Origin of the sequence: Rathayibacter agropyri, assembly GCF_013249015.1 — a bacterium.
Lineage (GTDB): Bacteria > Actinomycetota > Actinomycetes > Actinomycetales > Microbacteriaceae > Rathayibacter > Rathayibacter agropyri.
The window spans coordinates 14,152-27,555 of the sequence record NZ_JABRPL010000003.1; the positions used below are offsets into that span (position 1 = coordinate 14,152).

Consider the following 13,404-nt stretch of genomic DNA (forward strand, 5'->3'; position numbering starts at 1 on the left):
AATAGGCTGAACAGATGTCACTCACCGGGCTCGACCTCCGCCGCTTCCCCGCCGCTCTGACCGCTGACGGCGGCCCCGACTCCGCCACTGCTGCGTGGGCCACCGCGATCAACGCGGCCTTTCACGAGAAGGAGTTCACCCCCGAGAAGCTACTGGACTGGACCGAGCACATGGTCGCCGACGAGCGCGTGCTGACCGCGGTGCTCGACTCCGCCTCACCAGAGGGGCTGGACGGCGCAAGCGTGCCCGTCGGCACATACGCCGCGTTCCCCGGGTCTCTCCAGGTGGGGCGGGGTCGTGAGCTCGACGCGCACCTGGTCTCGCAGGTCACCGTGCGGCCGACCCACCGGCGCCGCGGCATCCTGCGCGCCATGATGACGGAGGACCTGCGCCTGGCGTGCGAGGCGGGCATCCCGGTAGCCGTTCTGACGGCCACCGAGGCATCGATTTACCGCCGGTTCGGCTTCGGCCGCTCGGCCTTCACGCGCTCCATCCGCGTCGACACCGGGCCGCGCTTTGGACTGTGGTCAGAGCCGACGGGGCGCGTCGAGGTCGTCGCAACGAGCTGGCTGCAGCCGCGCATCCCGGCGGTGTTCTCGGCGTTCCAGGCGTCGACACCCGGATCGGTGACCCGCCAGTCCCGTTACGAGGCCGACTCCGTGGGCACCGCCTCCGGCGAGAACACCCCGGGTTTGGACGTCCGCTCCGCCGTGCACCTCGATGACGACGGCACGATCGACGGATTCGTCACGTATCGGGCGGTCGGGGACGAGTTCGACCGCACGCTGGAGGTAGTCGACCTCGTCGCTCCCTCCCCCGACGCCTACCTCGCGCTCTGGGGCTATCTGGGCGCCGTCGACCTCGCGTCGACAGTGACCTGGGACATGGCGCCGGTTGACGACCCACTGACCTGGGCACTGCGCGATGCGCGTGTGGTGCAGGTGCGGCACGTGGGCGACCTGATCTGGTTGCGGATCCTCGACGTCGCTGCCGCGTTCTCGGCACGGCCGTGGACCGCCGAGGACTCGATCGTGGTGGACGTGGCCGACGGGTTGGGACTCGTGGACGGGCGGTACCGGATCACCGCGACCGACGGCTCCGGCCGGGTGGAGCGCACGGAGGACGACGCCGATCTGGCGCTGGACGTCGCGGACCTGGGCTCGCTGCTGCTGGGCTCGGTGCGGCCGTCGATCCTGGCACGCGCCGGATCGGTGCGGATCGTGGGCGGGCAGGAGCGGGTGGACCGGTTCTTCGCGCCGGTGGCGACGCCGTACTGCATCTCGTTCTTCTAGGCCGCGCCCTTGGGGACGGGGGCGTGCGATCTGCAGGACCGACGTGCCATCTGCAGGAACGGCGTGCCCAGTGCAGGAGATCCGCGCATCCCGCCGCGCAACATCCTGGCTGAGGCCCGGATCCCCTGCACATCGCACGTCGGGCGGAGCGACTGCCAGGCTCCTCCGGGCGTCCGCGCATCCCGCGTCGGTCATGCTGGAGGCCCCGACACCGCCAGGAGGCCCACGTGGGTGCATCCGTGATCATCGACGTCATCGTCGTGCTGAGCCTGGTCGGCGCGCTCATCGACGGCCTGTGCCGTGGTTTCCTCCGCACCGTCGGCGGACTCGCCGGGATCGTCGCGGGCGCGATCGCCGCCTCCTTCGCGGTGCCCGCCGTCTCAGCCTGGGCGGCCGGAAGCGAGTGGCGCCTGCTCGCCGTGGTCGGCACCGCGGTGCTGCTGCTCGGCGTCGGCTACGCCATCGGAGCGTCGCTCGGCGCAGTCATCGGCCGCGGTGCCGACCGGGTCAAGCTCGGTGTCCTCGACCGCCTCGCAGGAGGAGTCGCGGGAGTCGCGATCAGCGGCCTGGTCTGGATCGCGGTCACCTCGGCCGTCTCGCTCCTCGGCGTCCCGCTCCTCACCACGTCGATCGCAGAATCCAGCGTCGTCCGCGCCATCGGCGACCTCACCCCGTCGCCAGTCCGCACCTTCCTCGCGCAGGTGCAGTCCGCCGTCGTCGGCGAGGGCACGTCCTGGGTGGTCGAGGCCCTCGACGCTCCGACCGTGCCGCCGACCATCCCCGCCGTCGCGACAAACGACTCGGAGGTGGCCGCCGCCGCCCGCTCGGTCGTGCGCGTTTCGGGCACGGCCTGGGCCTGCGACGTCGGAGTGACTGGCAGCGGCTTCGTCGCCTCCGATGACCGAGTCATCACCAACGCGCACGTCGTGGCCGGAGTCGCGCAGCCGGTGGTGGAGGCCACCGGCGAGGCTCCGCGCACGGGTCGCGTGGTGTACATCGATACGGCGGCCGATCTCGCGGTGGTCGCGGTCGACGGCCTCGACGCGGCTCCCCTCGCGCTCGACGACGCGGTCGCCGCCGGCGACGACGCGGTCGTGGCGGGTTATCCGTTCGGCGGGCCGCTCACGCTCGGGGCGGCGCAGGTCTCGTCCGACTCGACGGTCTCGCTGATGGTCGACGGCGCGCCCACCTCCCGCGAGGTGCTGACGCTAGCGGCCGTCGTCAACCAGGGCAACTCCGGAGGGCCGCTGCTCTCGCTGGACGGCACTGTCTCCGGTGTCGTCTTCGGCAAGGCGGCATCGGTCGGCAACGTGGGTTACGCGATCCCCCTCTCGGTGCTCTCGCCGGTCGTGGCGCAGGCGCCGTCGCTGACGGACAGCGTGGATGCGGGAGTCTGCCGCTCGAGGTGAGGCGCGAGGCGCAGCGAGCGTCAGAGTAGTGGGCCCCTGACAGGCACGAGGGTGAGGTCGTCGACCTGGACGGTGTTGCGCGGCGCCGAGGCGAGGTAGTCGGCGACCCGCGGATCGAAGGAGTAGCGCCTCGATCGCGACGGCGACGATGCCGGCCGAAGACGGATCGGTCGTGACCCGGTCGCCGATGGAAGGGACATCGACGCCGGAGGACATGCCCTGGGCCAGAACGAGGCCGCCGTCGATCCCGCGCTCGTTCGGCACTGCCCGATTCTCGGTGCCCCCTCCCTCCCCCGAGCCGGGATCGGGCGGCCGGTAGGATCGACGCGCATCCCGTCCCCCTCCCCTGGAGCCTCCAGCACATGGCAGACAGCCGCACCGCCGTTCCCGACACCACTGCGAACGCGGAGGCGACGCCCGAGCGGGAGCAGCCGTACGCGGCCCTCGGGCTCAAGCCCGACGAGTACGCCCGCATCCGCGAGATCCTCGGCCGGCGCCCGACCAGCGGCGAACTGGCCATGTACTCGGTGATGTGGAGCGAGCACTGCTCCTACAAGTCGTCGAAGATGTACCTCCGCCAGTTCGGGCAGAAAGTCTCGCCCGCCATGAAGAAGAACCTTATGGTCGGCATGGGTGAGAACGCCGGAGTGGTCGACATCGGCGAGGGCTGGGCGGTCACCTTCAAGATCGAGAGCCACAACCACCCGAGCTACATCGAGCCGTTCCAGGGCGCGGCAACCGGAGTGGGCGGCATCGTCCGCGACATCATCTCGATGGGGGCGCGCCCCGTCGCGATCATGGACGCGCTGCGCTTCGGACGCGTAGACGACCCCGACACCGCCCGCGTTGTGCACGGCGTGGTCGCCGGCATCTCCTTCTACGGCAACTGCCTCGGCCTGCCGAACATCGGCGGTGAAACGTACTTCGACTCCGTGTACCAGGGCAACCCGCTCGTCAACGCACTCGCGGTCGGAGTGCTGCGGCACGAGGACCTGCACCTCGCGAACGCCCGCGGCGTGGGCAACAAGGTCGTGCTCTTCGGGGCGCGCACGGGAGGCGACGGCATCGGCGGCGCGTCGATCCTCGCCTCCGACACCTTCGACGCCGAAGGACCGACCAAGCGCCCCGCGGTGCAGGTCGGCGACCCATTCGCCGAGAAGGTACTCATCGAGTGCTGTCTCGAACTGTTCCGCAAGGACCTCGTCGAGGGCATCCAGGACCTCGGCGCCGCGGGCATCTCGTGCGCCACGTCCGAGCTGGCGTCCAACGGCGATGGGGGCATGTTCATCTCGCTCGACTCCGTGCTGCTGCGTGATCCCTCGCTCACGGCGGAGGAGATCCTGATGTCGGAGTCGCAGGAGCGGATGATGGCCGTCGTGCGGCCAGACAAGCTCGACGCCTTCCTCGAGGTCGTCGGCAAATGGGATGTTGAGACCAGCGTGCTGGGCGAGGTTACCGACTCCGGCCGTCTCATCATCGACTGGCACGGCGAGGAGATCGTCAACGTCGATCCGCGCACGGTCGCCGTGGACGGGCCGGTCTATGAGCGACCGATCGCCTACCCCGCGTGGCTTGACGCACTGCAGGCGGACTCCTCCTCCCGCCTGCCACGCTCGACCGGCGGCGACGCCCTCCGCGCCGAGACCCTCGCCCTGCTCGGCTCCGCGAACCTGGCCGACAAGGGGTGGATCACCTCGCAGTACGACCGGTACGTGCTGGGCAACACGGCGCTCAGCTACCCCGACGACGGGGGCATGGTCCGCGTCGACGAGGAGTCGGGGCTGGGCTTCGCGGTCGCGACCGACGCCAACGGCCGCTGGTGCCAGCTCGACCCGGCGCAGGGCGCTCGCCTCGCGCTGGCGGAGGCGTTCCGCAACGTCGCCGTTACCGGAGCGACGCCGGTCGCCGTCTCGGACTGCCTCAACTTCGGCAGCCCGGAGAATCCCGAGGTGATGTGGCAGTTCCGCGAGGCCGTCGGCGCGCTCGCGGACGCGTGCCTCGAGCTGGAGATCCCGGTCACCGGCGGCAATGTCTCGTTCTACAACCAGACCGGCGACGTGCCGATCTTCCCGACCCCGGTGGTGGGCGTGCTCGGCGTGATCGACGACGTCGCCCGCCGCATCCCCTCCGGCTGGCAGGACGAGGGCGACAACCTCTACCTCCTCGGCACGACCCGCGACGAGCTCGACGGCTCCGCGTGGGCGGGCACGGTGCACCAGCACCTGGGCGGGTTGCCCCCGCAGCTCGACCTCGCGGCAGAGCGCTCACTGGCCGAATTGATCGCAGCGGGCGCGAAGGAGTCGCTGATCGCCTCCGCTCACGACCTCGCCGACGGCGGCCTTGTGGTGGCGCTGGCCGAGTCGGCTCTGCGCTTCGGCGTGGGCGCGCGCATGTGGCTCGACGAGCTGATGGAGCGTGACGGCGTCGATGCGACCGCCGCGCTGTTCTCGGAGTCGACAGGCCGCGTGCTGGTGTCGGTGCCGCGCGAGGACGACGTGAAATTCCGCGGGCTGTGCGAGGGCCGGGGCTACCCCGTGCTGCGGATCGGCGTGACCGACGCGGCGACCCCGGCGGTCGAGGTGCAGGGGCTGTTCACGCTGCCGCTCGAGGAACTTCGCGCCGTGAACGGCGCCGTGCTGCCGCGCCACTTCGGCTGAACGCTCTCTCGGGCGCGCGCCCGGCCCACGCTCCCGCCACTATCCAAAAGTTGTCGCACTCGACGCCGAGTGCGACAACTATTGCGCTCTCGCGACGTCGTCCCGCGCTCGCGACGTCCGGGCGTCCGCGAGAATCCAGAAGTTGTCGCACTCGGCAGCCAGTGCGACAACTATTGCGTTCTGGCGTGAGGCGGTCTCGGCCGTGCTCCTCGCCGTGGTCGGCTGGCGCGGCGCCGCGTGCCGTCAGCGGGTCTGCGCGGGCAGGTCGTCCGGCTCCGCGTTGTCGAGCACGCGGCCGTTCTGATCGCCCACGCTCAGCACCGTCGACGGGCTCAGGTTCAGGGTGTCGCCGCCGAAAAGGCTGGTGATGCTCACCCCGTCGCGGCGCACCGAGTTCAGGGCGTCGAGGTAGTCCGAACTCACGCAGAAACGGTCGGCGATCCGCTGGCTGATATCGCCCGCGGCCACGACGTACGCGGCGGGGGTTCCGTCGGAGGCAGTCCGCACCGTTCCGGTCGCGCCCACCCGAGACCCGCGATCGCGCACCACCTCGAGGGCCACTCCGTCGAGGGTGTCCTCACCGAGGGTCCTGATCGCGCACTCGCCCGTGTCGCTCGCAACGGGCGCAGGAGTAATCGAGACGCTCGGCACGGGCCGAGGCGACCCGGCGCCCCCAGCGGTCGTTGCGCCGGATGCTCCTCCCGCTGGCCCCGCGGCGGGACCGTCCGATGGGGCGATCGCCTCCGCTCCCCCGGGCGCGGGGGCCGTGCAACCTGCGAGCAGGAGCGCCGCGGAGAGGGCGATCACGAGGCGCTGCGTCGTCCGGACCATGCCGCGACTCTAGCCGGGGACGCGATCCCCGGGCGCACGGCACCCCGGTTGATCGCCGCCGTCGAGCGTTCGCGAGACTCCAAAAGTTGTCGCACTCGGCGCCGAGTGCGACAACTTTTGGAGTGTCGCCGGCGGGCACGAAGAACCAGAGACAGGCCTCAGGCGTCGGCGACTGAAATCGCCAGCACGATCGCCGTCAGCGTCGTCCGCAGCCGCTCGAGCGCCGCCGACTCCGACTCGTCCTCGAGCATCGACTGCTTCACCGCGTCGTCGTAGCTCGCGACCAGCAGCCGCACTGCCGTCGTCGGCTCGAGCGAGAACTCCCGCCGCACCTGCCGCAGCGCCCCGTGCACGATCTGCACGAGGGAGGCGTCGAAGCCGGCCCGGAAGTCGCGGTACTGCGGCGCGATGCGCGGGTCGCGCAGGGCCAGCAGCTCGAACTCCGACTCCACCACGCACCACCGGCGGCTGTCGGTCACCGGTCCCTGGAGGAAGTCGAGGATGACCACCGCGAGGGTCTCGGCGCTGAGCGGTTCATCCGACTCGACTACCCGCGGGATGGTACGACCCATCTGCTCGACGAGGCCGGTGATCCTGGCACCGTTCTCCCGCTCCATCAGGGCGAAGAACAGCTCCTCCTTCGAGGAGAAGTTGGAGTAGAAGGCGCCGCGCGAGAAGCCCGCGCGCTCGCAGATCTGCTCGACGGAGGCGGAGTGCACACCGGTCTCGGCGAAGACGTCGTACGCGGCGTCGAGCAGGCGCTCGCGCGTGCGCCCGCGTCGGGAGGTGTCGGGAGCAGTGGCGTCACTCGCAGTCATCGTGTACACCTCCTGGATTGTCAACGCCCTCAACGACCATCACTGTACGCGATACGTTCCTGTATCGAATACGGTGTCGTATCGGATACGCTCGTGTATCGAAGCCAGAACCATCGTGGCACCCCAGGTACAGAGACGTATCGCTTCCCACCCACCGTCAGGAGACCGCGTGTCGTCGCTGCTCTACCGTCTCGGTCGTCGCGTGTACCGCGCCCACCGCCTCGTCGCCGTCCTCTGGCTGCTCATCGTCGTGGCCGGCGGAGGAGGAGCGCTGCTGCTCAACCAGGGCACCGACAACACGTTCTCGATCCCGGGCACGCAGTCGCAGACCGCGCTCGATCAGCTCGAGCGCACATTCCCGCAGGTGAGCGGCACGTCGGCCCGCTATGTGGTCATCGCCCCCGACGGAGGCAGCGTGCAGGACGCCGACGTGAAAGGGCCCGTCAGCGAGGCGGTCACCGCGCTCAGCGACGTCAACGAGGTCGCCGCGGTGACCGATCCCTACTCCAACAGCGTCTCGGGCACGATCTCTGAGGCGGGCAACGCTCTGGTCATCACCACCCAAATGGACGGTTCGGCCACGACGACGAGCACCGCCAGCCGCGATGCTCTCACAGCCGAGGCGACGACCCTCCAGGACGCCCTGCCCGCCGGCTCGATGGTCTCGCTCGGCGGCGACCTCTTCGCGCAGAACCTCCCCGGCGTCACGATCACCGAGGCGATCGGTCTCGTCGTGGCCCTGGTGGTTCTCGTGCTCACCTTCGGCTCGTTCGCCGCCGCGGGCATGCCGCTGATGACCGCGCTGCTCGGCGTCGCGCTCTCGATGTCGGCAATCTTCATCGCCACCCGCTTCGCCTCGATCTCGTCGACCACGCCCCTCCTGGCGCTAATGCTGGGACTTGCGGTGGGGATCGACTACGCCCTGTTCATCATCAGCCGCCACCAGGACCAGCTGCGGCAGGGCATGGACCCGGAGGAGTCGACCGCACGCGCGACGGCGACCGCCGGCTCCGCGGTGGTCTTCGCCGGCCTGACCGTCATCATCGCCCTCGTCGGCCTGTCGGTCGCGGGCATCCCGTTCCTGACAACGATGGGCATCGCGGCGGCGGGCGGAGTCGCCATCGCCGTCATCATCGCTCTCACGCTCACCCCCGCGCTGCTGGGCTTCGCGGGCGGGCGCCTCCGGCCGAAGGATCGCCGCGCGAAGAAGCGGGCAGCGAAGGCCGCTCACATCGACCCGAAGGCGCCCGAAGACACGGCAGCACCCTCCCTCGGCGGCCACGCCGACGTTCCCCACGGCTTCTTCCGCAGCTGGGTCCGGGTCGTCACCCGCTTCCCGATCGTCACGATCATCGCGGTGATCGGCGTGCTCGGCGTCGCCAGCATCCCCGCGCTCAGCCTGCGGCTCGCCCTGCCCGACGCCGGCTACCAGGCCGAGGGCACACCCGCGCGCACCACCTACGACCTCCTCGCCGAGAATTTCGGAGCCGGCTACAACGGCCCGCTCATCGTCACCGGCACGATCATCGGCTCAACCGATCCGCTCGGCCTCATGAACGACCTCAAGGGCGAAATCGAGAAGCTCGACGGAGTCGCCTCGGTGCCGCTCGCGACACCCAACGAGACCGCGGATACCGGCATCATCCAGGTGATCCCCGAGGGCGGCCCTGACTCCGAGGCGACCAAGGCGCTGGTCGCCGAGATCCGCGACAAGCACGACGACTTCCAGCGCCAGTACGGCGTCGACCTCGCCGTGACCGGCCAAACCGCGGTCGGCATCGACATCTCGGACACGCTCGCCAAGGCGCTCCTGCCGTTCGGCCTGCTGGTCGTCGGCCTGTCGCTGGTGCTGCTGACAATGGTGTTCCGCTCCCTCTGGGTGCCGATTAAGGCGACGCTCGGCTACCTGCTCTCGGTCGGCGCCTCCTTCGGCGCCGTGGCAGCGGTGTTCGAATGGGGCTGGTTCTCCCACGCGCTGCACGTGGATAAGACCGGCCCGATCATCAGCTTCATGCCGATCATCCTGATGGGCGTGCTCTTCGGCCTGGCGATGGACTACGAGGTGTTCTTGGTCTCGCGGATGCGCGAGGACTACGTGCACGGTCGGCCCGCGCGGGCCGCCGTCGAGTCGGGCTTCGTCGGCTCGGCCAAGGTCGTGACGGCCGCGGCGATCATCATGTTCTCCGTCTTCGCCGCCTTCGTGCCGGAGGGGGACACCAACATCAAGCCGATCGCGCTCGGCCTGGCCGTCGGCGTCTTCGTCGACGCATTCATCGTGCGGATGACGCTGGTGCCGGCCGTGCTGCACCTGCTCGGCGACCGCGCGTGGCACATGCCGCGCTGGCTCGACCGCATCCTCCCCTCCTTCGACGTGGAGGGCGAGGGGCTGACGAAAGAGCTCGCGCTTGCCGACTGGCCGGAGCCGGGGGCGACGGATGCGATCGCCGCCGAGGGCCTGTGCCTCGACGGCCCCGACGGACCCGTCTACCGCGACGTGTCGCTGCGGGTCGCGGCCGGATCCTCCCTCGTCGTGCACGGCCCGCACCGCTCGGGCCGCACCGCGCTGCTCCTGAGCATCGCCGGCCGCCTCGCCCCCGACTCCGGGCGCCTGAAGGTCGCGGGCCTGGTGGTGCCGATCCGCTCGGCCGCCGTGCGAGGCAAGGTCGGGCTGGTGCGCCTAGCCGGAGTCGCCGACCCGGTCGCCGAGGTGCGTTCGGCCCTCGAGTCAGCCCCGCCGATCCTGGTGCTCGATGACCTCGACACGGTCACCGACCCGCTGCTGCGCGAGGCGATCCGGGCCGAGCTCGACGCCGCCCGTGCCGCCGACGACGCCTTCACCGTGGTCGCCTCCTCCGTCGACGCGGCTGCGCTCGATGACGTCCTCCCCACCGACCGCGGCACGCTCGCGGTCTCCCCCGCGGCCGAGCGCCGCGCGATCGCAAAGGTCCTCTGACAGATGGCTCGCTTCTCCCTCGAACGCCCACGCGGAGTCACGAAGGTGTCCTGGGTGACCCTTCTCGGGATCGTCCTCGTCCCCCTCGTGATCGGCGGCCTCCTCGTCTGGGCGCTGTGGAACCCGACCGAGCGCCTCAACCGAATCACGGCCGCCGTGGTCAACGAGGACACACCCGTCGAGATCAACGGGCAGACCGTTCCGCTCGGGCGCCAGCTCGCCTCCGGTCTCGTTACGGGCGGCACCAACTCGGCGACCGACTCCTCGGCCGCGACGCCCACTCCCGGCACCACGCCGGCGCCGAACGTCTCTGGCTCGGACTCGTCCAGCAACTTCACCTGGGTCCTCACCGACAAGGACGACGCTGCAAAGGGCCTGGCCGACGGCAGCTATGCGACCGTCGTGACCATCCCCTCCTCCTTCTCCGCCGCCGCCACCTCGTACTCGGGCGACGCCGCGAAAGCGACGAAGGCGACCATCGATATCGCCACCAGCGAGAAGGCCAAGCTCGTCGACGACGCGATCTCGGCAACCGTCACCAGCACCGCCACCTCACTGCTGAACACCCAGCTCACCACCGCGTATCTCGAGAACGTCTACGTCGGCTTCACCACCCTGCACGACCAGATCGGCCAGGCGGCGGAGGGCGCCGGGACCCTCGCCGACGGCGCAGACCAGCTCAGCACAGGAGCCTCCTCCCTCGCCGACGGCACGGGCAGCCTCGCGACCGGCGTCGGCGAACTCGCGACAGGTGCCTTGTCGCTGTCGAACGGAGTCGCACAGCTCGGCACCGGCGCCTCCTCCCTCGCCGACGGCGTCGGGAAGCTGGGTACTGGCGCCTCCGACCTCTCGGGCGCAGTCGCGCAACTCGCGACGGGCGCCCGCAATTCCGCGACCGGAGCGGCGACACTGCAGGGCGGCGCGTCCTCCCTGGCCGACGGCCTCGACCGGCTACGGGGCGGAGTGGAGAAGACCGGCGAGGGGACACAGCAGGTCGCGGCTCTGAGCGCGAGTGCCGCCACCGCCACCGCGCAGACGCTGGCCGGCCTTTCGACTGTGCTCGAGTCGTGCACCACCGAGCAGTGCATCGCGGCCAAGGCCGTCCTCGCTTCGGCGAGCGGACCTACTGGCGCGGTCACCCTCACCCAGGAGACAGCGGGCGCGGTGGCCGGGATCGACGTGGGCATCCGCACCGGTGGCGGCGGGCAACCCTCGCTGATCGACGCCGTCGGGCAGTCCGCCACAGGTGCCCGCTCCCTCGCCGACGGTATCGGCCAGCTCTCCGGCGGTCTGACGCAGCTGGCCGGCGGGGCCGACGCGGCTGCCGGCGGCGCCGCTCAGCTCGCCACCGGAGCGACCAGCGCGGCGCAGGGAGCCCGCGACCTCGCGACCGGCGCGACCACGGCGGCGGGCGGGGCGGCCCAGCTCGCGACGGGCGCCTCCTCCGCTGCCGACGGAGCCACCCAGCTTGCAGACGGCGCTACCGGTGTCTCCGACGGCGCCGTGCAGCTCACCGACGGCACTCGCTCGCTCGCCACCGGACTCGACGCGGCCGTCGCCCAGCTGCCGACCTACACCGACTCCGAGTCGACGAACCTCGCCGACGTCGTCGCGGACCCGGTGGAGAACGCGAGCAGTACGAATGACCTCTTTGGAGCCGCCAGTGTTCCGTTCTTCGCGACCATCGCCCTCTGGCTCGGTGCCCTCGCGACGTTCCTCGTGCTCGCTGCGTTCTCGCACCGCGCGCTCTCCTCGACCCGCTCCTCCGCGGCGCTGGCCCTCTCCTCCTCCGTGCCCGCTCTCGTGATCGGAGTCGTGCAGGGCCTCGCGGTCGCGATCGTGATGAGCAACGTCGCAGGTCTAGAGCCCGGCCGCTGGGTCGGCTTCGCCCTGCTCTCGATGCTGGCGGGCGCCTCGTTCGCCGCCGTCAACCAGGGCCTCGTGGCGCTGCTCGGAGGCGTAGGCCGGTTCCTCTCGATGGTCGCCGCGGTGATCGCGCTCGGCGCGGGCATCATCTCGACCGTGCCGGGTCTGTTTACCGACGTGCTCGGCTTCCTGCCGCTGTCCGCCGCGCAGAACGCCCTCTCGGGAGTAGTCGAAGGTACGGAGGGAACGGCCGGCGCGGTCGTCGGACTCGTGGTCTGGCTGCTGTTCGGCCTGCTGCTGACCGTCGTCGCCATTGCTCGGCGGCGGGTCACCTCCGTCCGCGCCCTGCGACGCACCGCCGAGGCGTAGGTCGCTCGGGTGACGGCTCGAGGGCCGTCACCCGGCATCTGTCGGATGGATTCTCACAAAAGTCCCCCGAGCTAGGGACGGATCGTGCGAGGATCGCGCCGCCTCTGCGCCTGCCGGCCTACCCCCGCACGGCGGGGGATAGCCTGACGCGGTGCAGTCGGAACCAGTGGTGATCCGGACCGGGCGTGTGTACGGCCCTTCGGTCCTTCTCCGGCTGCGCGCGCTCCTGTTTCGGCTGGTCGGAGCCGGCCTCGCCGCCGTGCTCATCCCCTTCGCGATTCTCGCCGATCAACGCGGCGTCCTCGACGAATCGATCCTCGCCCTGATCTTCCTCGCCGTGACCGCGGCGGTCGGCCTCGCCTCGGCCGTGTCGCTCTTCGTCCTCACACCGACCCGCGTGGTGACCACCGAGACTCAGGTCGTTCTGATGCGCGGACACCGGCGGCGCGAGCAGTGGCCCCGCCGGTCGGTCCGCTTCATGGAATCACGTGACGGAGACGGCTTCGTCGCTTGGTGCCGCGGCGACGGGGTCGACGTCCGCTGTGCGCACTACCGCCCGAGGGATTTGGCCACCCTGCTCGCCGACCTCGGTGCTGTCGCCCGCATCCGCGACGCCGTCGCCCCCGCTGACGCGACAGGCGCGCACGCGGTGCTCTTCCGCCCGCTTCTCGCTCCGCTGCGCCGGCGGGCTCTCGTGCTTGTCATCGTCGCCACCGAGGCGTTCGCCGCGGGAATCCTGGCGGTTGCCCTCGCCGACGCTCCCTCTGGCGAGAGACACCAGATCGTCGCGGGTTCCGTGGTCGCAGCCCTCTCACTGCCGCTCGGTCTGATCGCTGCGCGCCTGGCGCTTCGACCCGGACTCCCGAGGACGATCATCGTCTCCGAGTCGGCGATCCAGATCGATGGCCTGGTCTTCCCGCTCGACGCACTGCGCTCTGTGGTCGCGAGCAGTCCGACCGCGCGGAGCGGTCTGCGTCTGACACTCACCGAGATGAGCGGCCGAGTCACCCGGGTGCCGCTCGGGCTACGCCTGCCCGTGCTACGGCCGGATGAGTTCTTTCCCGAGTATCCCCTGCTGCTCGGCGTGCTCCGCGAGCGCACCGCGCTGCTGCCAGGGCTGCTCCGCATCGAGGGCTGAGCGGCGCCAGGAAGTCTTCGACGGGATGTGCAGACCTTCCGCGATGTGCAGACCTTCCTCTCTGGCAACCT

General features: G+C 70.6%; 8 protein-coding genes. 6 read left to right on the top strand and 2 right to left on the bottom strand.

Annotation, left to right across the window (positions count from 1 at the left end; genetic code table 11):
• Positions 1 to 14 precede the first annotated feature (14 nt).
• From HRF29_RS08785 to purL, 3 genes are all read left to right on the top strand, one after another.
• On the top strand, positions 15 to 1,292 hold the full coding sequence (locus HRF29_RS08785; protein WP_173247886.1) for a GNAT family N-acetyltransferase: 1,278 nt from the start codon (positions 15 to 17) through the stop codon (positions 1,290 to 1,292).
• Positions 1,293 to 1,519: 227 nt separating this feature from the next.
• Positions 1,520 to 2,701 (top strand): MarP family serine protease, encoded by a 1,182-nt coding sequence (locus HRF29_RS08790; RefSeq protein WP_173247889.1) that lies wholly within the window; start codon positions 1,520 to 1,522, stop codon positions 2,699 to 2,701.
• Positions 2,702 to 3,063: 362 nt separating this feature from the next.
• Complete coding sequence (gene purL, locus HRF29_RS08795; RefSeq protein ID WP_173247892.1) at positions 3,064 to 5,358, top strand: phosphoribosylformylglycinamidine synthase subunit PurL; 2,295 nt, start codon at positions 3,064 to 3,066, stop codon at positions 5,356 to 5,358.
• Positions 5,359 to 5,601: 243 nt separating this feature from the next.
• Here purL and HRF29_RS08800 read toward each other — a convergent pair whose 3' ends face one another.
• Together HRF29_RS08800 and HRF29_RS08805 are read right to left on the bottom strand one after the other, a co-directional pair.
• Complete coding sequence (locus tag HRF29_RS08800) at positions 5,602 to 6,189, bottom strand: hypothetical protein (RefSeq protein ID WP_173247895.1); 588 nt, start codon at positions 6,187 to 6,189, stop codon at positions 5,602 to 5,604.
• 158 nt (positions 6,190 to 6,347) lie between these two features.
• Positions 6,348 to 7,007: a TetR/AcrR family transcriptional regulator gene (locus HRF29_RS08805; RefSeq protein WP_173247898.1), complete on the bottom strand. Its 660-nt coding sequence runs from the start codon at positions 7,005 to 7,007 to the stop codon at positions 6,348 to 6,350.
• 169 nt (positions 7,008 to 7,176) lie between these two features.
• Here HRF29_RS08805 and HRF29_RS08810 point away from each other — a divergent pair, with 169 nt between their 5' ends.
• The 3 genes from HRF29_RS08810 (at position 7,177) to HRF29_RS08820 (ending at position 13,333) form a co-directional block, all read left to right on the top strand.
• Positions 7,177 to 9,960, top strand: a complete 2,784-nt coding sequence (locus tag HRF29_RS08810; RefSeq protein WP_173247900.1) for an MMPL family transporter — start codon at positions 7,177 to 7,179, stop codon at positions 9,958 to 9,960.
• A gap of 54 nt (positions 9,961 to 10,014) precedes the next feature.
• Positions 10,015 to 12,195 (top strand): YhgE/Pip domain-containing protein, encoded by a 2,181-nt coding sequence (locus tag HRF29_RS08815; protein WP_343043704.1) that lies wholly within the window; start codon positions 10,015 to 10,017, stop codon positions 12,193 to 12,195.
• Between the two features lie 151 nt (positions 12,196 to 12,346).
• The gene (locus tag HRF29_RS08820; RefSeq protein ID WP_173247906.1) at positions 12,347 to 13,333 is read left to right on the top strand and encodes a hypothetical protein; all 987 of its coding nucleotides are present in this window, start codon (positions 12,347 to 12,349) and stop codon (positions 13,331 to 13,333) included.
• The last annotated feature ends 71 nt before the right edge of the window (positions 13,334 to 13,404 follow it).

What these genes read in the sequence shown, in the direction of transcription:
- HRF29_RS08785 (WP_173247886.1), top strand. Translation starts at nt 15, where the DNA reads ATGTCACTCACCGGGCTCGACCTCCGCCGCTTCCCCGCCGCTCTGACC.
- purL (WP_173247892.1), top strand. Translation starts at nt 3,064, where the DNA reads ATGGCAGACAGCCGCACCGCCGTTCCCGACACCACTGCGAACGCGGAG.
- HRF29_RS08800 (WP_173247895.1), bottom strand. Translation starts at nt 6,189, where the DNA reads ATGGTCCGGACGACGCAGCGCCTCGTGATCGCCCTCTCCGCGGCGCTC.
- HRF29_RS08805 (WP_173247898.1), bottom strand. Translation starts at nt 7,007, where the DNA reads ATGACTGCGAGTGACGCCACTGCTCCCGACACCTCCCGACGCGGGCGC.